21 protein-coding genes are annotated in these 21,368 nt (G+C 34.9%); 9 read left to right on the top strand and 12 right to left on the bottom strand.

The window, feature by feature from the left end:
- Nucleotides 1-78 precede the first annotated feature (78 nt).
- The 6 genes from CHSO_RS26535 to CHSO_RS15925 all read right to left on the bottom strand — a co-directional run bounded on the left by CHSO_RS26535 (nt 79) and on the right by CHSO_RS15925 (nt 3,098).
- Nucleotides 79-282 carry a hypothetical protein gene (locus tag CHSO_RS26535; protein ID WP_316932448.1) on the bottom strand — a complete coding sequence of 68 codons (204 nt, stop codon included), beginning with the start codon at nt 280-282 and terminating at the stop codon, nt 79-81.
- 105 nt (nt 283-387) lie between these two features.
- The gene (locus CHSO_RS26530) at nt 388-690 is read right to left on the bottom strand and encodes a transposase (RefSeq protein WP_316932447.1); all 303 of its coding nucleotides are present in this window, start codon (nt 688-690) and stop codon (nt 388-390) included.
- 239 nt (nt 691-929) lie between these two features.
- Entirely contained in the window at nt 930-1,103 is a 174-nt protein-coding gene (locus CHSO_RS25995) for a hypothetical protein (RefSeq protein WP_165852266.1), read from the bottom strand.
- Between the two features lie 91 nt (nt 1,104-1,194).
- The gene (locus CHSO_RS15935) at nt 1,195-1,626 is read right to left on the bottom strand and encodes a hypothetical protein (protein ID WP_045498031.1); all 432 of its coding nucleotides are present in this window, start codon (nt 1,624-1,626) and stop codon (nt 1,195-1,197) included.
- A 12-nt stretch (nt 1,627-1,638) separates the two neighbouring features.
- Entirely contained in the window at nt 1,639-2,382 is a 744-nt protein-coding gene (locus CHSO_RS15930) for a YggS family pyridoxal phosphate-dependent enzyme (protein WP_045498029.1), read from the bottom strand.
- On the bottom strand, nt 2,379-3,098 hold the full coding sequence (locus CHSO_RS15925; protein ID WP_045498026.1) for an AAA family ATPase: 720 nt from the start codon (nt 3,096-3,098) through the stop codon (nt 2,379-2,381). Before CHSO_RS15925 ends, CHSO_RS15930 begins: the two co-directional genes overlap by 4 nt.
- A 1,143-nt stretch (nt 3,099-4,241) precedes the next feature.
- Between CHSO_RS15925 and CHSO_RS15920 the strand changes: the two genes are divergently transcribed.
- Nucleotides 4,242-4,577, top strand: coding sequence for a DMT family transporter (locus tag CHSO_RS15920; RefSeq protein ID WP_045498024.1), 336 nt, complete (start codon nt 4,242-4,244; stop codon nt 4,575-4,577).
- Between the two features lie 69 nt (nt 4,578-4,646).
- Here the strand turns inward: CHSO_RS15920 and CHSO_RS15915 are convergent, their stop codons facing one another.
- Nucleotides 4,647-5,075, bottom strand: a complete 429-nt coding sequence (locus CHSO_RS15915) for a hypothetical protein (protein WP_045502690.1) — start codon at nt 5,073-5,075, stop codon at nt 4,647-4,649.
- Nucleotides 5,076-5,271: 196 nt separating this feature from the next.
- Between CHSO_RS15915 and CHSO_RS15910 the strand changes: the two genes are divergently transcribed.
- Both CHSO_RS15910 and CHSO_RS15905 read left to right on the top strand, forming a co-directional pair.
- Nucleotides 5,272-6,348 carry a sensor histidine kinase gene (locus CHSO_RS15910; RefSeq protein WP_045498022.1) on the top strand — a complete coding sequence of 359 codons (1,077 nt, stop codon included), beginning with the start codon at nt 5,272-5,274 and terminating at the stop codon, nt 6,346-6,348.
- Nucleotides 6,348-7,070 carry a LytR/AlgR family response regulator transcription factor gene (locus tag CHSO_RS15905; RefSeq protein WP_045498021.1) on the top strand — a complete coding sequence of 241 codons (723 nt, stop codon included), beginning with the start codon at nt 6,348-6,350 and terminating at the stop codon, nt 7,068-7,070. The genes CHSO_RS15910 and CHSO_RS15905 overlap by 1 nt, the downstream gene beginning before the upstream one ends.
- A 230-nt stretch (nt 7,071-7,300) precedes the next feature.
- On the opposite strand, the gene CHSO_RS15900 is transcribed toward CHSO_RS15905, so the two are convergent.
- A complete protein-coding gene (locus tag CHSO_RS15900; RefSeq protein WP_045498018.1) occupies nt 7,301-7,927 on the bottom strand; it encodes a class I SAM-dependent methyltransferase in 627 nt (208 codons plus the stop codon).
- A 166-nt stretch (nt 7,928-8,093) separates the two neighbouring features.
- Here CHSO_RS15900 and CHSO_RS15895 point away from each other — a divergent pair, with 166 nt between their 5' ends.
- Together CHSO_RS15895 and CHSO_RS15890 are read left to right on the top strand one after the other, a co-directional pair.
- Entirely contained in the window at nt 8,094-9,449 is a 1,356-nt protein-coding gene (locus tag CHSO_RS15895) for a deoxyguanosinetriphosphate triphosphohydrolase (protein WP_045502686.1), read from the top strand.
- 156 nt (nt 9,450-9,605) lie between these two features.
- On the top strand, nt 9,606-10,544 hold the full coding sequence (locus tag CHSO_RS15890) for an SPFH domain-containing protein (protein WP_045498014.1): 939 nt from the start codon (nt 9,606-9,608) through the stop codon (nt 10,542-10,544).
- 182 nt (nt 10,545-10,726) lie between these two features.
- On the opposite strand, the gene CHSO_RS26295 is transcribed toward CHSO_RS15890, so the two are convergent.
- Nucleotides 10,727-11,341 (bottom strand): DUF4377 domain-containing protein, encoded by a 615-nt coding sequence (locus CHSO_RS26295; protein ID WP_232509080.1) that lies wholly within the window; start codon nt 11,339-11,341, stop codon nt 10,727-10,729.
- A gap of 295 nt (nt 11,342-11,636) precedes the next feature.
- Between CHSO_RS26295 and CHSO_RS15875 the strand changes: the two genes are divergently transcribed.
- From CHSO_RS15875 to CHSO_RS15865, 3 genes are read left to right on the top strand one after another with little or no spacing between them, the layout of a single operon-like run.
- The gene (locus CHSO_RS15875; RefSeq protein ID WP_045502679.1) at nt 11,637-12,443 is read left to right on the top strand and encodes a hypothetical protein; all 807 of its coding nucleotides are present in this window, start codon (nt 11,637-11,639) and stop codon (nt 12,441-12,443) included.
- Nucleotides 12,443-12,895, top strand: a complete 453-nt coding sequence (locus tag CHSO_RS15870) for a lipocalin family protein (protein ID WP_045498002.1) — start codon at nt 12,443-12,445, stop codon at nt 12,893-12,895. The genes CHSO_RS15875 and CHSO_RS15870 overlap by 1 nt, the downstream gene beginning before the upstream one ends.
- A gap of 9 nt (nt 12,896-12,904) precedes the next feature.
- Complete coding sequence (locus CHSO_RS15865; RefSeq protein ID WP_045497999.1) at nt 12,905-13,372, top strand: hypothetical protein; 468 nt, start codon at nt 12,905-12,907, stop codon at nt 13,370-13,372.
- Nucleotides 13,373-13,623: 251 nt separating this feature from the next.
- Here the strand turns inward: CHSO_RS15865 and CHSO_RS15860 are convergent, their stop codons facing one another.
- The 3 genes from CHSO_RS15860 to CHSO_RS15850 form a co-directional block, all read right to left on the bottom strand.
- On the bottom strand, nt 13,624-13,950 hold the full coding sequence (locus CHSO_RS15860) for a DUF962 domain-containing protein (protein ID WP_045497996.1): 327 nt from the start codon (nt 13,948-13,950) through the stop codon (nt 13,624-13,626).
- Nucleotides 13,951-14,081: 131 nt separating this feature from the next.
- On the bottom strand, nt 14,082-15,764 hold the full coding sequence (locus CHSO_RS15855; protein ID WP_045497993.1) for an APC family permease: 1,683 nt from the start codon (nt 15,762-15,764) through the stop codon (nt 14,082-14,084).
- A 103-nt stretch (nt 15,765-15,867) separates the two neighbouring features.
- Nucleotides 15,868-18,108, bottom strand: a complete 2,241-nt coding sequence (locus tag CHSO_RS15850) for a CocE/NonD family hydrolase (protein WP_045497991.1) — start codon at nt 18,106-18,108, stop codon at nt 15,868-15,870.
- Between the two features lie 258 nt (nt 18,109-18,366).
- Here CHSO_RS15850 and CHSO_RS15845 point away from each other — a divergent pair, with 258 nt between their 5' ends.
- Nucleotides 18,367-21,330: a tetratricopeptide repeat protein gene (locus tag CHSO_RS15845; RefSeq protein WP_045497988.1), complete on the top strand. Its 2,964-nt coding sequence runs from the start codon at nt 18,367-18,369 to the stop codon at nt 21,328-21,330.
- The last annotated feature ends 38 nt before the right edge of the window (nt 21,331-21,368 follow it).

Genomic DNA, 21,368 nt, shown 5'->3' with positions numbered 1-21,368 from the left:
GCTTTTCCGCAATTTTATCTGTAACCAAACTAAATAAAAAGCCTAATAGCTGTGCAAAGTCTTCTGACTTTGAGCGATCTATTTATCATTATAATTATTAAATTTCCAAAATTCAGAGTTCTTATGCGTATTTACTATAGGATTTTCAGCAACTTCAATGTGGTTAATTATTCCTTTTCCATCAGAATAATTACTTGCCGAAGAATAAATGTATTGATTGGCTTTTGTAACAATTCCTGAACGAACCGGATTAAGATGGATATAGTTTAATTTATTCCACATAAATTTTAAACTGAAAATTTCTTCAGCATGATTTCCATATTGCCAAACCTGAAAATTTTTATTCCTTGAATGAGTTTCAGTAGCTTTGGCAAAGCGCTCTAAAATTCAGTCTTTCCGACTTTCTGATTCTGTTTGTAGTTTTTCTAATATTTGTTTGGCTGTAAATTTTTTGAAATCCCTGATCAGATCAGAAAGTTTTCCTTCTTTTGATTGTACAATAAAATGTAAATGGTTACTCATGATCACATAACCATAAAGAACCATTCCTTTATTTTTAATACAAAATTCTAAGCATTCTATAATAATATCACGATATGTTTTTCTTGAAAAAATATCTATCCAATCAACAATTGTGCACGTTAGAAAATGAGGTCTTTCCTGATCTCTGATGATGTATCCTTCTTTCATATTTGGTTTTTATCAAATGTACTTAATAAAATTTTTTACTGTATGAAGGATTTGTATTGAGATTTATTTTAATTCCACAAAGTCAGGAGACTTTGCGGAGCGTTAGTGTTAGGATTTTTATTGAGAAGAAAGCTAAGCAATCCCAATAGCAGAGTACTTTAATGTAACTTTATTTAGGGCCAAACTAAATAAAAAAACCTCCCAAAAATTGAGAGGCTCTTTGTGTTATATTTATTTTATTATCTTCTCTTATAGCTGTAAGCCACCAAAATAGCTACGCCCATAGTAAGTACGGTGATCATTGAAATGGTTTCAATGGAGATTCCACTTTTCATCTGTGTGTTTTCTTTTTCACATGAATAAAAGAATAATACTGTCAGTAACAGACAGCTCGATAGTAATTTTCTAATCATAATTGCATTTGTTTGGTTATGAATATTTTATAATCAAAAAGTATACCGATTTTGTGGACTAAATAAAAATGATTTTTAATAGTTGTGATATTCAGTTTTCATTTATTTTTCTTGAGATTTTATCCATAACAATTTGATATTGAATGTATCCTACGATTGTTATCAGGATGAAAAATATACTAGGTACAACAATTTCTATAATCGAATGTTGAACAAAAAAATGTAGGATAAGAAAAAGGAAACCAGAATAGACCAAATTGAACAGAATTGGGTAAAATGCACCGATCTTGTAGATTAATGTTCTTGTATCTTCATCATAAATAAAATGTTCTTTAACGGGAGATATGGTAATGGGATATCTATTTGAAAAGTCCAGTTTTATAAAATCATCTTTTCCTGTTACGTTGTTGCCTTGAATATCGATATTATTCATTTCTCTTTCAATGAATGAATCACACACGGCATCAGTAACATTTTTTGAAGTCTTTCCTTCTTTTATCTTTATCTCAAATGTATAGAACATACTTTATCATTCTTAATTTTCATTATTGTTTCCTTCATCCCAATAATAGCTGTCCGGATAGATTCTTGCACCAAATACAGCCGTTCCAACACGAACAATGGTGGTGCCTTCTTCTATGGCTGTTTCAAGGTCTCCGCTCATTCCCATAGAAAGCTCATTCATTTCTACGTTGGGAATATTTTCACGGATGATGTCCTGTTGGAGATTTTTCAGGATTTTAAAACAGGACCTTACTTTTTCAGTTTCTGCACTGAATAAACCGATAGTCATTAAACCTTTTATTTTTAATGTAGGGAATTGGGAAAGCTTCCGGGTTAATTCTATAGTATCATTTGGAGATGCTCCAAATTTGCTTTCTTCATTGGAGGTATTTACCTGAATTAAAACTTCAAGAGTTCTGTTCTCTGCAAAAAGTCTTTGGTGTAGTTTTTCTGCCAGTTCTAAACGATCCAGCGACTGAACACAGGTAACATCATATTTTAAAATATCTTTAATTTTATTGGTCTGAAGATGGCCAATAAAATGATTATTATGGGGGATTATTTTCAGATCTTCATATTTCTCCTTCAATTCCTGCACTTTATTTTCTGCAATTAAGGTTTGTCCATTTTCTAGGGCGATTTTAATGCGTTCTGCAGAAACCGTTTTGGTGGCCAGTAAAAGTTTAACCTCATCAGGATTTCTTCCTGCCTTTTCGCAGGCATTTTGAATCCGGGTGTTGATGATTTTCAGGTTGTGAAGAATATCTTCTTTCATAATTGAATAGTTTTTTTGGCTTCCAGCTTCTGGATTAAAGCTGTTTTTACGGCTGTTAACGCATGGTCTTTGGCTTCCGCAAAAGAAATGGAGTACTTCCTTTCAATCGTTCTCATATCCTCCGGAAATCGACTTAATACATTGTCATAGAAAGTATCCAGAAATTCGGCAGAAGGCATTTCGTAATTGATCCTAAGCTGAAAACGTCTCAGAAGAGCAGTATCAATAATCTCCGGATGATTGGTAGCACACAGTAAAAGTGCATTTTCCGGATAATAATCAATAAGTTGAAGTAAAGTATTTACTAGCCTTCTCATTTCACCAACATCCTTATCATCGCTTCCTCTTGCTTTTCCGATCTGATCCAGTTCATCAAGGAAAAGAACAGATCTTTCTCTGGCTGCCTTATCAAAAATCATTTTAATATTCTGGGAAGTTTCGCCAATTCTGGAGGAAACAATATTGCTTAAATTGAGAATGATAATGCTTTTTCCAAGAGCATTGGCAATGGCTTTTGCTGTCATTGTTTTTCCGCATCCTGAGCTTCCCTGAAGAAGGATCTTATGATTCACCGGAAGTCCATATTCCTGAAGTTCTTTGCTGTATGTATGTTCTTTGATAAGCTGTACAAGCTGATCTCTGTTGCTTTTATTGAGAAATACATCGTTAAGGCTTACTTGTTCTTTATCCTGGATAATAAGGTTGTACAGATTCATGATGACTATTAATGGTTCTTGAATATAACAAAGATAATGCTTTATTGAATGAAGTAGGGAATCCTGAATGGGAATAAATGGCTAGGCCAGAGAACGAAATGAGTGATGAATGAATATGGTTTAGATGAAGAGGGGGAGAAGAACTGTCAATAGAATGTTATTTTGAATAAATGTGATTGAATTTTAATGCAAAGTTTTATTCATTTAGCTTCATCAACGATATAGTCGCTTTCTTTGCTCCCTAAAATAAGGTGCGAGCATTATCAGGACTTTACGTTTTAAAGATATGGGAATCTAGCTCATATAAACAAAAATAAATCCGAACTAATGCTCGGATTTATCATTTGGATATTAAAATTTGTTATGAAACTAAGATCTTTTTGTTTATGTTTTTGGGCCCTTTTACCCCATTGGTAAAAGAGCGATCTGATTTCTCAGAGTAAAAACATAAAACAATATAATTAGTATAGTTTTGCTATAGGCTTCTTGATTTCAATGATTAGTTTCTTTCTCTTCTTACTGTCATGAAATATGATGAGAATACTACTAAACATGTTGCGATACCGATATAAGTTACCATTTTGTATTATTTTTAATTATTTGACTTTTTTTTATCAATCTTTCAATTGCAATATTACAGCTTTCAAATCACGTGCCAAAGTAAATCACTATGATGTATATCAGTGTGTTATAATGGTTTTTATTAAAATTTAAGAAATTTTTTGTTTACATTTTGTTAATGTGTTATTGTGAATTTATTAATACATTTATTGTTCTGTCTTTAAAAAAATGTAAAAATGTTAACCGTTTGCAGACTTATATATTGGACTTGATAAAACAAACAATAAATAATGCGATGCATAATACTGTTATGAAGGGATAGGTGGGGGTATGAAATTTCAGCGTGAAACCAATTTTTATGTTAAGAAAATTTATTTTTCTCAGTGATTTTTGTACCGAAAATTTTTATGAGCTGTCAGATTCTATAACAGCTTTTTGATGACATAATGGAAAATAGAGGTCTCGTGTGTCACGGTGGCAGGATTTGAAGAGTATGCTAAAAAGGATGAATGGAGAAGTTATAGAGTCGTTTTTTTTGGGAAGAGGAAAGAGGTTTTGTTACTTTTGCATAAATAATATTGTATGGGACGCAGTTATCTTTTTCTGGCTTTGGCCATTGTATTTGAAATTATAGCCACAACCTTTCTGAAAAAATCAGAAGAGTTTTCCAAGCTGTGGCCCTCTGTGGTTACGGTAATAGGATATGCCTGCGCTTTTTATTTTTTAAGTCTGAGCCTTCGTCAGATTCCAGTGGGGATTACATATGCTATCTGGTCTGGAGTTGGAATCGTTTTCATTACCATAATTGGGGTGGTGGCATTCAAGCAGGTCCCGGATCTGCCTGCCATTATTGGAATTGCACTGATTATTATCGGAGTCATTGTAATTAATGTATTTTCAAAAATGGGCACTCATTAATATCTGATGAAGGTGCTTAAAACCATTTATCACCAATATTTCATAGCACTAGTCATTACTCATTATTACTCATTTTAATTTCCGTATGTCAGGCTGGAAAAACTGAAACAGAAAAATGTTATCATAAAAAATTTCCAGACTGTTTTCAATAATAAAGTCTGTGTGATGAGTGGTGTTGATTACCGTGTCTTCTTCCACAAATACAAACCAAAGCTCAGCCAGTTCATGTCTTCTTTTAAACTCTTCGGAGGTATTGCAGTCTACGAAAAATGAATTTTTCAGATTGTAAAACAGAATTCCTTTTTTTATTCCCTTTTGTTCTATAATATTAATAGAATGTTGGAGGTAGTTGAGGATTTTGATATTAGGATCAAAACATTCTATAAAGTGATGAAGATCGATGAGTTGTATTACCTTTTCTTCCTGTTGGGATTCTGTCATAAAAAAACATTCTGATGTGATCTCTTCAGTAAATTCCTGAAAAACGGCTAATTCCATATGCATTAATTAAACAAGGCAAAGAAAGACAGAATACCGATGCATAAATTTATTTTTATACAAAACCGCTGGTATTTTATACGAAATTCGATCAGGTAGAATGTATAATTGGTATAATAAAAGTTGGGTTTTGTATAATATTATAGGCATAAGTTAAGGGATTACCTATTTTTGTATTATATATTAACCCCAAAATATGAAATATAGGCTATGGCAATTTAAAGAAACACTCGCAATGGATTTTCTGGTAGAAAATCGTTACAAATATGCCAGACACCTGTTGTTTCTCATATCATTTTTTCTTTGGCTGTACAGTGCCAGATTCTGGCAGGGGTTTTCAGGAGTACATCAGCTGTATGTATTGCTCTTTGTGTATTCGATACTGATTACCATGGTCTACATTAATATTTATATTCTGGTGCCGAGGTTTTTCTTTAACACACGATATATTGCCTATCTGCTACTTCTTATCATAATGGGAGTAATAGGGATTAATATTATAGGGTTTGGCTTCAGATCGGTTTTTGCGGATTTCAGGGTTGAAAACATTCCCAGAGAGACAGAAAAAGGAAGTGTTTATGAAGGAGTATTGATGTGTATTCCTATTATTTTTACCACCACTACAGTTAAGCTGTTGCAGAAATGGATTAAGGATAATCAAAGAATCAATGAGCTGAGTAATCTGACCATGCAAATGGAACTGAACGAGCTTAGAAACCAGATCAACCCTCACTTTCTTTTCAATATGCTGAATAATGTAAAAGCGCTCATCAGAACAGATCCTGCAAAAGCTTCAGTAGTAATTGTAAAGCTTTCAGAGTTTCTCAGATATCAGCTTTATGAAAACAGTGCTGAAAAAACCTTACTAACCTCAGAAATAGATTTTCTGTCCAATTTTTTAAATCTTGAAAAAATACGGCGTGAAAATTTTACTTTTGATATTCAGACAGAAGCTGACAACCGAACAATTAACACAACATTTATTCCCCCAAACCTGTTTACGACTTTTGTAGAAAATGCAGTAAAACATAGTGTTGATATCAGTGGTAAAGAATCGTATGTGAAAATAAACATTCGTATTGAAGGTCAAAGCCTCTATTTTAAATGTATCAATTCCCGGAATCCGGACTATCTTATTACAGATAAAAAGAATAGCGGCTTGGGGCTGGCCAATATCACCAGAAGATTAGAACTCCTTTATGGTGATACTTTCGATCTGAAAATAAATTCTGAACCTAAAGAATATACTATCCATTTAAAAATTCCGATATAATGAATTGTATTATAGTTGATGATGAGCCTCTGGCAAGAGCAGAAATGCGTTCGCTCATTAGTGAAACCTCAAAGATTGATGTTTTAGGCGAATTTTCTAATGCTCCCTCTGCATTGGATTTCCTTAAAGATAATGATGTAGATCTTATTTTTCTGGATATTGAAATGCCTATGGTGACAGGATTGGAATTTGCAGAAATGCTTCCCAAAAAATCTCTGATTATTTTTACTACAGCTTATTCTCAATATGCTTTGAAAAGCTATGAACTGGAAGCGGTAGACTATCTTTTGAAACCAATTGATCCGCAGAGGCTTGAAAAAGCTATCAATAAAGCCATCTTATACACCGAACTTTTATCTAATAATACCATAAAGAATACCATAGAATCTAACACTTCCGATTTTTTATTCATTAAAGCTGACCGAAGATTTTATAAGATTAGTTTCTCAGATATTAAATTTATAGAAGGGCTGAAAGATTATGTAGTGATTCATACCAGACAGCAGAAGCTTATTACAGCAATGAATCTGAAGACAATTCATCAGAAAGTTTCCGGAGAGAATTTTATCAGAGTAAGCAAGTCGTATGTAGTGAATGCCGACTATATTGATTCATTTGATAACCATAATATATACATTGAAGAAGCCGAAATTCCTATCGGAGAAGTATATAAGGCGGAATTCTTTACAAAATATACAGATGGACTTTTAGGGACTGATTGATTTTCATGAGTGATGAATGATATAGTTATTAAACATCTATTGCCCATATGCATATCAATATCAATAGGAGTGGGCTTTAGCCCGCTCAAAACAAATAAATAACAATTCATCCGGCTTTAGCCGAAACTTAAAATAAAAATATATTCGGTCCAGTTGTCATTCCGTAAAAATCTCAATAACCTATTTTAATAATATAGATTCTTACAGAATGACAAAACTTGTTAATATCTCTATTGTTTTTGTCCCACAAAACGGATCACAGAACCCGTTCCGTTGTGAAATAAACCTTCCTGAAGCTCAATTTCTACCTCTTGAAGTTCCATAATAGAGTAATTAGGGAAATCCGCTTTAATTTCTTCCATAGAAAATAAAGACTCAATATCTCTTGGTCCGCCTACTTTTTCATTTTTCGTGACATAATCAAGATGCTTTTTACTGAAAGCTTCGAAAATAATAAATCCACCTTTGCGAAGATACTGATCCAGCATTTGATGTAGAGATGATTTAATGTCTGCCGGAAAATGAGCGTAGATGAGAGCAATTACATCAAACTGCTGTTCATGATAGCCTAATGTCTGAAGTTCACCAACCTGATAATCAATGGTTACATTGTTCTGCTCTGCCAATTGTAAAGCTTTTTGTCTGCCTTGTTCACTAATATCAAAAGATGAAACCTTCCAGCCATGTAATGCAGCATAAATAGAATTTCTTCCTTCACCATCAGCCGGAAACAGAATGGTGCCGGGATTTAACTTTTTGAGCTGTTCTTCCAGATAATTATTGGGTGCTGTTCCATATACGAACTCTTCTTGGGTGTATCTTTCATTCCATTTGTCAAGCCATGTGCTGTCTTTCATTTTATAGTTTTACGGAGTTTTATTTTACCAAATGTAGGATGTTTTATCCGTATTCACTAACGGAAAAAACTCTGAGAGCAATAGATTTTTTGAATGATTATGTCTGCCTAAGAAATCTCTAAATACTATTCCATACAATTAAAATTTGGAGTAATTTTGAAAAATGATGAATTTAAACCAGATTTTCACCAATCAACGTACAGGAAACAATCCAAATACTAAAGCTTCAAGAACTGATTTTCAAAGGGATTTCGACAGAATTATCTTCTCTTCTGCATTCAGAAGACTACAGAATAAAACTCAGGTTTTCCCCCTTCCCGGAAGTGTTTTTGTTCATAACAGGCTGACACATTCTCTGGAAGTATCATCTGTGGGAAGAAGTTTAGGTAGTATTATCGGTGAATTTATTGCTGAGGACTATAAAAATGAACTTACTGAAGATTCAAAGAATTTTTATCTATATAATTTAGGAAATGTAATTGCTGCGGCATGTCTTTGTCATGATGTGGGAAATCCGGCTTTCGGACATTCAGGAGAAGATGCTATTGCCAGCTATTTTGAAAGAAACGAAAAAGACCTGAAGCCCAAGTTCAATGAAAAAGAATGGGCAGATCTGGTTAATTTTGAAGGAAACGCCAATGCCATCCGAGTATTGGCTCAGCAACAGCAGGGAAAAGATGCGGGAGGAATCCAGCTTACATTTTCTACCTTGGCGAGTATTGCAAAATACCCTTGTGAAGCCGTAGCGAAGAAAAAAGGAATTATCCACCGTAAAAAATTCGGGTTTTTCCAGAATGAAAAAGAGATCTTCCTTGAAATTGCAAAAGGAACCCAACTTATTTCCGAAAGCGAAGAACCGTATATCTTCAAAAGACACCCTTTTGTATGGCTGGTAGAAGCTGCTGATGATATCTGCTATAACATTATTGATATGGAGGATGCCCACAGATTGGGAATCGTATCCACTGCAGATTGTAAGAATTTATTTTTCGAATTGGTAAAATCCGAGACTGACGATGTTAAAAGAATTGAGACAAAGTTAAGTTCTATCTCTAATGAAAACGAGCAAATTTCCTACTTAAGGGCGAAAGTAATCAATGCCTTGATCAATAAATCGATTGAGATGTATAAATATAACTTTGAAACAATCCTTGAGGGAAATCTTGATAACGGTTTACTTGATATCTATAAAAAAGAAAACAATGCTTTACAGGATATAGAATCATTCTCTATCGAAAAGATTTACAATCATAAAGCTGTAGTTGAAATTGAGAACGCAGGATACAATGTAATGTATGAATTATTGGATCATTTCATTCCTTCCATTCTGAAACCGGAGGATGAGAGAAAATCTTATGATAAAAAAGCTTTAAAATTACTTCCAAGACAGTTTGTCTATGAAAATGGGACAGATTATCAAAAAGTATTAGGAATCATAGATTTTGTTTCCGGAATGACCGATAACTATGCCACCGATCTTTATAGAAAAATTAAAGGAATTGATATCGGAATGACTGTATAATTCTAAAAGTCTGGAAGCTGGAAGAAAGGGGGCTGGAAGTTACTTTTCACATCTCAATAACTTCGGTCTTCCAGCATCAAGCTTCCAGCCTTATAAATTCTCCCTAGTTTAAATATTATTTCTATCTTTATAAGAATCAATACTAAAAACTAAACTATGGGTATTTTTCTGGCTCCCGTTATTATTTTCGGGCTTATTATTTTATTTGCATCGTTTTTTGTGGTTAAACAGGAGACGGCAGTAATTATTGAACGTTTTGGAAAATTCCAGGGAGTTAAGCATTCCGGGCTTCATTTGAAGCTGCCTATTATAGATCAGATCGCGAAAAGGTTAAACCTTAGAATTCAGCAGCTGGATGTAATGATTGATACCAAAACACTGGATAACGTATTCATCAAGATGAAGATTTCCGTTCAGTATCAGGTCATCAGAAACCAGGTAGGAGATGCCTATTACCGTCTGGAAAATCCGGAAAATCAGATTACTTCTTTTGTATTTGACGTAGTACGTGCTGAAGTTCCTAAAATGAAGCTGGATGATGTTTTTGTGCGAAAAGACGATATTGCGGTAGCCGTAAAAAGTGAGCTTCAGGAAGCAATGAACAGCTACGGATATGATATCATCAAAGCATTGGTAACGGATATTGATCCGGATGAACAGGTAAAACATGCCATGAACAGAATTAATGCTGCAGAAAGAGAAAAAACAGCTGCAGAATATGAATCCGAAGCACAAAGAATCAGAATTGTTGCTGTTGCTAAAGCAGAAGCTGAATCGAAAAAGTTACAAGGGCAGGGGATCGCCGATCAAAGAAGAGAAATTGCAAAAGGACTTGAAGAATCTGTAAGAATGCTGAACAATGTAGAAATCAATTCTCACGAAGCATCCGCTCTTATTGTTGTGACACAGCATTACGATACCCTGCATTCCATAGGAGCAAGTAACAGAAGTAATCTTGTTCTTCTTCCCAATTCCCCAACGGCAGCCAGCAGTATGCTGAATGATCTTGTTGTAGCAATGACAACAGCCAATACAGTAGGAGAAGCAAGCAAAGGAAAGTACCCTGAACCACCACAAAAAGAATCAGGATATTAATAAGAATGGAAGTAGGGAAGCTGGAAGAGGGGAGCTCTGGTAGTAAAAAGAGGAAGTAAAGATTTTTTAATTAGTTTATAAGACTATTGGAGGTATATCGTTCTAATATAACTTCCAGCATCCAGCTTCAGGCTCCCAGCCATAAAAATAAAAAGCTTCAGAAATTTCTGAAGCTTTTTATTTTATTTCTTGGTTTTAGAAACCTGTTCTACCAATGTATATTTTATTGAAGAAGCATCTGCCGGTGGATTAGCGATTTTTTCTGTTTTTACTTTTAAAACATATTCGTAACCCGGTTCGTAAGTGAACCCTTCAATATTGCTGTAGAAATTACTCCAGTTTTCAGAAGCATTTTCTTTTACCTGTAGGCACTTCATGTGACCTGCTCCTGCAGAACAGTCTACCGTTTGTGCTCCTACGATAAGTGTTTTTTCACCCGCTGCGGCAGTCTCTTTTTTCGTTTTAGAAACTTGCTTTATCAATGTATATTTTATTGAAGAAGCATCTGCTGGTGGATTAGCAATTTTTTCTGTTTTTACTTTTAAAACATATTCATACCCTGGTTCATAAGTAAATCCTTCGATGTTTGTGTAAAAATTTGTCCAGCCTTCAGAAGCTTTTTCTTTTACTTGCAAACATTTCATAGGAGCTACTCCTGTACAGTCTGCTGTTTGTGATCCTACGATGAAAGTTTTTTCATCTCCAGCGGATACTCCAGCCGTTGTTGTACACTGCGTCATTGCTAATAATGCTAATGCAGGGGCTGCCCCTTTTAGAATGGTTGCTATACTTTTCATAAACTTAATTTTGAAACCATACCTGGCAATTACTATGCCGAAATTTTCTAGAATTAGCGGATTTCCGGTATTGTTTTTTGGCTTTTTAATCATTTAATTTGAGGACTCCAATTAATGAAGTCAGGAGAGATAATATATTTAATGTAATGAAATATGGGGTTGTAAATATTGGAAGTCAATAATTTATAAGCAGAAAAAGACCACCGAATGGTATTCAGTTTTATGATTAAGCGTAAGGAATAGGATTGAGTTTTTTAGAGTTTATATTTTGAAGGAAAAAAAAGAATTTGAATTGATGAAAAAATTATTAGTATTAATTTCTGTTGTTGCTATAGCCGGTAATGCATTCGCCCAAAAGGTAGATAATGCGCTGCAAGGCTATTTTGAAGAGCAGGGAAATGAGACCTTTTATAAGAGTTTCAATTTTGATGGAAATGGTAAAATAGTGGATGGTTTTAAGAGCAGTTATTACTTTACCAGAAATGATAGTTTGGTGGTTATTCCGGATAAAGACGTATTTGTTTTTAAAATTAAAAAGAATAAGTTAATCGGTATTTCAGATTGGGTGAAAAATGGAGTCTGGATTCGTAAAAAGGACAGTACGGAAGTTAATAACAGAGTAAATCCTGTAGAAGCTCAGAAAAGAGCGGCTTTGCTGGCAGGATACTATGATAAGACTAAAAATATGTCAGGATTGGATGCTCTGTTTTCAAATACCAACGATTATACCAAAATTAGTGAAGATTTTTGTAACCAAGGGCTTGCTAAGGCTTGTCTTAATGCATTTGGTTTAAAGATGATGGAATATACTCCCGGATTTTTCGGGGATCTGAAAAAAATTAAAGATAAAAAACTAAAACCTCATCCGGAGCTGATCGCGCTTTCCAAAAAAATAATAGATCTTGGTGAGACAGAAGGCTATAATGTTCTGGGGGCTTACTATCACCTTTTAGGGCTTCGCGAAAAGGCATTTGAAACTTGGAAAGAAGGCGAGAAGAACGGTGATCCGGCTTCCATGATGTCTATGGGACTTATTGAAGTGGGTGAAGAGATGGATAAAGCTCCTAAAAGCCCCGGTATTAAAAAGAAGAAGAAAAAATAATGAAGAGGCTGTTGTTTTCTTCTGCTTTGGTTTTTGGTGTTTTGGCAAGTGCACAGGGCCTTAAGAGAGAAGATGTTATAGGATTTTGGAAGTTAAAAGAATCCGGATTTTACGAAGGAAAAAATAAGGTGGTTAAAGACTTTGACAACTGTCAACTGATGCGTAACTATGCTATACGGGAAGATGGTTTTGCTGTGTATAACTATATAGAAGGGAAAGTGGGAGATTGTATACCATCGGAGCCAAGGCTTACCTTCTGGAAGATCATAGACAACAGAATTCAGTTTTATGCAGATGATAAAAATATTCTTGAAGAAGTTGTGGTGACTGTAAATAAAGATAAAACAATGACTTTTTCAAGTTATATTGCTGTTCCGGTTAAAGATAAAGACCCTGAGTTGGAAAAGCTATTAAATACCATTCATTATGATATTGTAGAATTTGTATATTAAGATGAGCCTATGAATTATGTTACGGTTATTTATCTCCTGAATTTATTGGTGTATGCCATTTATTTCTTTGGAAAGGGGAGTAGTGAAGAGGTTATTACCATTGTAGATTATTCGATTTCTGCAACTATGTCGCTTTTTTTAATTCTTGCCGGATACATTAACGCAAAGCAAAAAATGACGTACAGATCTGCGCTATGGATGTTTTTTGTAAACGTTGTATTTTTTGCAACGTCCGGGTTGTTTGACCAGTTTGGAAATAATTTCAATCTTCTTTCAACAAGTGGTGGGGACAGCTTTCTTTTTACTCTGGCTTTAGTAGCCTACAATGGCTATTTATTTCCGCTGATTATGAAACTGGAAAGAACTGGTTTTTCCCTTGTATTGCCAGTATTATTATCCTTTATTCTTCCTTCTCTAGGATATTTAATTGGAAAAGTAATCACCTCGAAAAATTCAGTCTCACCTGAAGAAAATTAACTTGAGTTTTGAGCGTTTTTCAGTGAAAAGGTCTTCTCTGTCATTCCGACGAAGGAGGAATCTCTGGGCTAAAAAGAGATTCTTCATTTCACTCCGTTACATTCAGAATGAGAGACAGCATTAATAGGTAATTAACGGGATCATACTGCTTAAATTGAAGCTTACCTTAATATCCTTATCATCTTAATTCTTCTTAATGGTTTAAAAATAATAATATCTGGAAATCAGAATTAGGAATGCTATTAAGGTTTTTATACCGGACTATTTGTTTCTCTAAACTTTTGTTTTCCAATTAATAATTCAAAGAAAAGTTTAAAATCTGAGATCAGTGACCATAACGGATACTTAAAAGTAGCAGGCTTGTTTTTTTCGATAACGGCATGGCTAAACCATGCAAATCCATATCCCACAATGGGAATATACCATAGAAATCTTTCCTTTCCTGAACTGATAACATATCCTATCACAACAAATATAAGCAGTGTACCCATAAAGTGAAAAATTCGGGTTCCTGTTTTACTGTGCTCCGTAAGATAAAATTGATAAAACTCTCTGTATGTTTTAATTCTTTCAGACATCGTGCATTAGTTTTTTGTTTCTGTTGAATTTACAGCAATAATACTGCCGATTTTATAAAAAGGGATAAAAAAGAAAAAGGCAAAATAGCTTATCCTGCCATTTTGCCTTTTTTAACATTTTATGTATTGTCTTAGCTATTCTTTAGCTCCTTTCCCAGTTTACTGTTTTTATAACCATAGAAGAAGTAAATAAACATTCCAATCAGGAACCACATTCCAAACCAGAACCAGTTTTCATGGCTCATTCCGGTAAGGAGGTATAGGCAAGAGCTTAATCCTATTAATGGAATAAGAGAAAGATTCTTTATAAAAGTAACCACACATAAGATTAGGTTAATCAAAATAAAGAAGAAAATAGAGGCTCTGAACTCACCGTCTTTAGGATCACTCCAATTCATCAATGTTTGGAAAAACTCAGGTTGCCAATAGTAGAAGGCGATCAGCCCACCAATGAAAATAACCGGGAAAATAATTTTACCGTTGACATAAGGAAGGTGGAATCTGCCTTTTATTTTTTCTTTAGCAGGAAGTGTTAAAACTCCGGCACAAACCAGAACAAACGCGAAGATGGTTCCTATACTTGTAAAATCAAGGATAAAGGTTTTATCTGTAAATAAGATAGGAATTCCTACTACAATCCCTGTAACGATCGTTGCAAAAGATGGGGTTTTATATTTTGGGTGAATAGTAAGGAACTTCTGAGGCATCAATCCATCGCGGCTCATGGCGTACCAGATTCTTGGCTGCCCCATCTGGAAAACCAACAATACAGTAGTGATGGCAACAATCGCAACGAAAGAAACTACCAGTTCCATCCATGCTACATTAGCATTTGTTTTTTCAAAGATGAATGAAAGCGGGTCTCCCACACCATCAAATTTTCTATAATCTACCATCCCTGTTAATACCAGAGTAAGGGCGATATAGATCACGGTACACAATACCAGAGAGATAATCATCCCTTTTGGTAAGGTCTTTTGGGGATCCTTTGTTTCTTCAGAAAGGACACTTAAGGCATCAAAACCAATATAGGCAAAGAAAACCCCTGAAACGGCACTCATAACCCCTGTAAACCCATTAGGCATAAAGGATGGAGTTCCTGTTGTAGGGCTTATTGGTGTCCAATTATCGGTATTGATATAAGCGAAACCAACTAAGATAACCAATAGGATTACTCCTAGCTTTAAGAGAACTAATGAATTATTGAAATTTTTACTTTCCTTTACTCCTACATAACAAAGCCATGTAATTAACCCATTGATGACCAAAGCGGGAACATCTACAATAAACTTAAGACTTCCAATCAGTGGAGCCGTATTCCATGCATTGATTAATTCTTTATTTTCTGAACCGTTCCTGATGGCTTTGCTGGCTTCCGTATAACTGCAGGTCAGGTAATCAGGAATATGCATTCCAAGACGGCTTAAAAAGCTGGTGAAATAATCGGACCATGAAAAAGCTACGTAAATATTTCCAAAAGAATATTCCATAATCAATGCCCAGCCGATGATCCAGGCAATTAATTCCCCGAAACTGGCATACGCATATGTATAGGCAGATCCTGCTGTAGGAATTCTGCTGGCAAATTCAGCATAACATAAAGCGGTGAAACCACAGGCAAAGCCGCAAATCAAATAGAGAAGGATCACACCCGGGCCACCTCTGAAAACGGCTTCTCCCAAACTGCTGAAACTCCCAGCTCCTATAATTGCCGCAATACCAAAAAATACGATGTCCCATACACCTAAAACTCTTAAAAGTCCTGTTGAAGTATCTGTATCCGAATAGACTTTCCTTCTAAAAAGTTGACTCATTCAATAACTATATTTGATTTGAAAAAAACAAATGTAATGATTTTTTATTTTGATGTTAACAGTCGTTAAGAACAATTAGATAAAAATACTTAACGGAAAGCCTTTAGTCTTTATAAACAGGTATTTCCACATAGCTGTCATTATACCATTTTATCATTATCGGTTCTCCTGCATCCTTTATTGTTTCTTCACTTACATCTTTACCTGTCCCGTAATTGATCTGCCAGTTCGGATTTTTGTTAACACCTACCAATAAAAGTAACTTGCTTCCTTTTTCTATCTTTTTACTCATAACGTAAGCGTTTTTTATGGGAATCTGTTCTATGGTACTGGGAGTAAGAAGCTGGCGTACCTCATTATCTTTAGAATAGCTGGCTCTTGCAAGTTGAGAAGATAAAGAGAAAAGCTTCCCATCCGGTTTGATCTGATAGAGATAAATATTGGTATCTACATCTTTTTTATTAAGGGAAAGATTAAAAATTCCGGATATACTTCCACTGATGATAAGGTCCTTATCCAAAACTTCACTTTCAAAATAAATGGAATTGGTTGTTTTAATGCTGTCTTTTTTACTTACAGCATAATAGGTGTCTTTATCATTTCTGTTTTTGAAATCAACAGTAAGTGGTGTAAAACTTTGTTGGGTGGGTTTATTAAAAACAGAAGAATTGTTTTTGCTGTTCTGAAGATAAAACTTAAGACTGGAAGTGTGCATTTGATCCAGATTGGGAACATGTTTCCATGCGTTGGTATTCATCACCTGAAAATTAACCTTGTCTTTTAAAATTTCCGGTTTCTTACCATTTTTAAGAATATAATCGAACCAGGAAAAAGCAAGATCATCAATACTGATTCTTGCAGCAGGATCTATAGGGTTTCCTTCCACATAAGTAAATCCGAAGCTTTGTGCTCCGCCATGATTATAAGGTCCTATTACCAGATAATGGTCTGCATTCTTATTGTATTTTAAATGTTCTTTGTAATAATATAATGCTCCAATCTGGTCATCATCATAGTATCCCGTAGTGGTGAGAATAGGGATGTTGATTTTAGCAAACTCCTCTTTATAAGGAACCATTTTCTGCCAGTATTGGTCATAACCCGGATGATCCAGCCATCTTTGGAATATTTTGCTTGGCTTACCACTGATAGTATCCAAAGCTCTGAATGATTTCCCGCTTTTATACCATGCCGTATTAATAGAGTCCCATTTTACAGCATTACTGAAATCTGCTTCATCGGTATATTTATTATTGGTAACATACTGAATCCATTGCAGCATGTAATTCATGAATACATTATTCTGAGCAGGATAATCAATTCCGATTCCTACGGAAACTTGCGGCACAATGGTTTTTAAAGCCGGATGCAGGTTCTTCACAGCTGCCCATTGACTGAATCCTACATAGCTGCCTCCAATCATTCCCACTTTTCCATTACTCCAAGGCTGTTTGCTTAGCCAGTCTATTACTTCATAAAGATCCTGAGATTCATGTTCAAAAGGATTATTCTCATCATTGCTGTTTCTTTTACCTCTGGTATTAACCACAGCTCCTACATAATTGTAAACAGCAGCTCTCTTTCCGAAAAAATGATCAATTTCCCCGGCATAAATATTACTGGTAAGGATAACCGGAAGAGGTGATTTGTTCTCTTTTTTTCTGATAATAGTTATGGTAAGGGTATTTCCATTCTTGGTTGTAAGGTCTCTCGTTTCTGTAATAAATTTTTCTTTATCCTTTAAAGCCAAAAGCTGCATAATCTGAGGATGGATGCTGGAATACGTCTTATAATTTAAATAAGCTTTACATAATGCCAGCGCCGAAGGATAATCTATACTGTCTTTTCCTTTTTGTTTATCAAGTGCTTTTTTCAATAGCTTCCTGAAGTTATTTACATCACCATAAACAGCAAGACCAACTCTTGGAAGCAAATGGTCATCAAGACTTTTATATTTTTTATTAAATGCTTCCTGAAGAGCTTTTGGAAATGGTGTCTTAGTTGTTGCTTCTGTTACTTTGGCCATACTGTAAACTTCGTATCCCATAGATTTGTATCCGGCCATATTATGATCTGCAAACTGATTACGATGTTCAGCGAGGGTTGCAATGGATTTTTTGTACTCTTTAGCTACAATCTGCATCCGAAAAAGGGCATCCGAAAAATCTACATCATTTTTAGGTTTATACTTCACAGTCTGAAGGTTAGAGATCACTTGAGCGGCCAATGTAGGCATCTGTTTTTCCAAATTAAGGGAGTCGTTGACAGCCGTTTTCGGAAAATAAAATTTTTGAGCCTGCATGAGGTTGACAAAAATTAATGCTAAAAGTATCTTAAAATTCATATTGTAGTGTGTTTATGGTATGTTTTTAGCTGCTGTTGAGAAAGTATCAGTTCAAAATGTATTTTTGATAATTGATTGCTAAAATTGTTTGCATTTTTATCAGACTAAATTAAGAATTTTTATCATGCGATAGTGAAATGTTTTTTACTGTTGTGAATTCACTGCTTTGCAGGATTAAATCTGCTAAAACTTGCTTAAACAATAAGTTTTTAATATTTTCGTTAACTTATTTAGACTAATTTTCTTATATCAAGAAGAATGAAATCAAAAAAAATACTTTTAGCGGCTGCGGTCATCTATTTCGGAATTTCCGATGCTCAACAGTCCCAATATTTTACACAGAAAGAAAATTACAGATTCAATCTAGCTGAAAATCTTTATCAGACTAAAATATACAACGCCTCCCAATACGAATACGCAAGACAATATTTCTACAATCAGAATTTGTCCCGTTCAAAGAAGGAGGCGGCTCAGTTTTTTGATAATGTGATTGGCGTGATTCTTCAGAAAAATCATGCTGAAGAAGGATTGACAGCTTTCATGAAAGAATATCCTAATTCTGCTTATTTTGCTCAGGCTAATCTTCCTTTGGCGGACTATTATCTGGCGAAAAAAGACTTTGAAAAAGCATTGGAAACTTTGAAAAAGGTAAACCAATATCAGCTTTCAAAAGAGGAAAATACCCAGTATATTATGAAATTGGGGTATGCTAAGTTTATGATGGGAGATTCTAAAGGAGCTACCGACGCTCTGGAAGAAGCTTATAAAACAGCAGACCAGTCCCAAAAAGGAAATATAGCCTATATGCTTGGCCACCTGTATTACAGCAACGGACAAAACGATAAGGCTTTCCAGTATTTTGATTCTGTAAAAGATCAGGATAAATTCTCAAAACTGGTACGTCCGTATTATGTACAGATGTATTACAATGATAAGAACTATGATAAAGCGATCTCTGAAGGGAATGCTTTATTAAACGAAAATATTTCAGAATCTTATAAAGCAGAAGTACACAAGATCATCGGAGAGAGTTATTTCATGAAAGGTGATTATAATTCAGCATACCCTCATTTGAAAGATTATCTGAATGTACAGCAGAATCCATCGGAAAATGATCTTTATGAGATGGGATTTGTAGCCGCTCAGCTGAAAAAATATGATGAAGCGGTTTCTTATTACAACCAACTTGTTAACAGTAATTCAGCATTGGCTCAGAATGCTTACTATCAATTAGGAAATGCTTATTTAGCGGTTGATAAAAAGCAGGAAGCCCTTTCTGCATTCCGTTCTTCTTATCAGATGGATTATGATGCGAAAGTGAAAAAACTGGCACACGAACAGTATGCTAAACTGGGATATGATATCGGAAACCCGTTTGAAAACCCGTCTACCGTTCTTCAAAGTTATATCAACGATAACCAGAATGCTTCCAATGCTTCAGAAATGAGATCACTGTTAGTGAAATCATACCTGTATTCCGGAAACTATAAAGAAACATTGAATGCTATTGACCGATTACAGGGTTCTACCCCTGAAATTAATAAAGTAGATCAGGAAGTTTCTTATTTGTTAGGAACGGAAGAGTTCAATAAAGGAAACTATGACGAAGCAGAGAAATATTTCTTAAGAAGCTTAGGATTTAATATCAATAAAGAATTTAACAGCAGAGCTTTATATTGGCTGGCTCAGGTATATTACCAGAAAGGAAATTACCCGTCTGCCATTGTTCGTTATGAAAAACTTCTGAACGAAAACTTCCCTGAAAAACAACAGCTGCCTTATGATCTGGGATATGCTTATTTTAAAGCTAAGAAATTTGATCAGGCTGCTACGTACTTCAAGCAGTATCTGGCGAATCCTAAACCTGAATTTAAAAATGATGCAGAACTTCGTCTCGCAGATATTCACTATGCGAATAATGACCTGAATGAAGCGATTGCGATCTATGATAAAAATGCAGACGCTACAGATTATACGGTATATCAAAAAGCGATGGCTTTAGGATTTAAAGGTGATACTCAGGCGAAGATTACCAATCTGAAAAACTTATTATCGAAATATCCGGATTCCGAATATTATGATGATGCCCAATACGAAATAGGAACGGCTTATGCAGCTCAGGATGATTTTGCCAACTCTAATGATTATTTTGGAAAGGTTATTAAAACGTCTTCAGACAAAGATTTAATTGCCAATGCATCTATTTATAGAGCCCAGAATTATATTGATCAGAACCAGAATGATAAAGCCCTTTCTGAACTGAAATCATTGGGCGAGCAGTATAAAAATACAGCATATGCCCAGAAGATAGTTCAGGCTGCCAAACCTATCTTCACGAAAAACGGGGATGTTTCAGGTTACGAAAGCTTTGCGAGAAATATAGGAGTGAATGTTGATGCTTCAGAAATTGATGAGATCAACTTATCTACCGGAAAACAGAATTTTGCGAAGAAAGACTACAAAAATGCTATTTCTTATTATGAGAAATATCTAACGCAGAATCCAACAGGAGAAGGTCTGTATCAGGCTAAATATGAATTGGGAGAAAGCTATTATCAAACCAATAATTCTACCAAAGCACTGCTTGTTTTACAGGAAGTAGCAGGAGTTCAGAATGATTATCAGGATGATGCTCAAACCCGTTTAGCGCAGATCTTTATTGCACAGGGGAATACAGCTGAAGCCAAGAAATACCTTGAAGGAATTAAAAACTCATCCAATATCAGCATTAAAAACTATGCTAACGTTGAATTGATGAAGTTGTATGCAGATGAGAAGAACTTCTCTGAAGCAGAAAAATTAGCCAATGCAGTCATTGCTAATTCTAAAAACTCTGCGGCAGTTATTGAAACAGCGAAGGTGATCAAGGCTAGAAGTCTGATGAATTCAGGAAAAGATAAAGATGCTCAAACAGCTTATACTTCTCTTGAAAAATCATCCAATACTTCGGTAGCAGCAGAAGCATTGTATGCAAAAGCTTATTATCAGAATAAAGGAAAAGCATTCAAATCTTCTAATGAAACGATCTTCAAACTTGCCAACAACTACGCTTCTGAAGAATATTGGGGAGCAAGAGCCTTGGTACTGATGGCCAAAAACTATATTGGCCTTAAAGATAACTATCAGGCAAGTTACACCTGTGACCAGATTATTGCCAACTATAAGAGCTTCCCAGACATCGTAGCAGAAGCGAAAGAAGTTAAAAAGCAGATTAAAAAGTAAAAATGTAGTATCCTATTCATGTAAAGCGTTATTGATAC

The organism is Chryseobacterium sp. StRB126 (assembly GCF_000829375.1).
Lineage (GTDB): Bacteria > Bacteroidota > Bacteroidia > Flavobacteriales > Weeksellaceae > Chryseobacterium.
The sequence above is the reverse complement of the archived record's forward strand: the minus strand, read 5'-3'. Positions and strand labels throughout refer to the sequence as shown.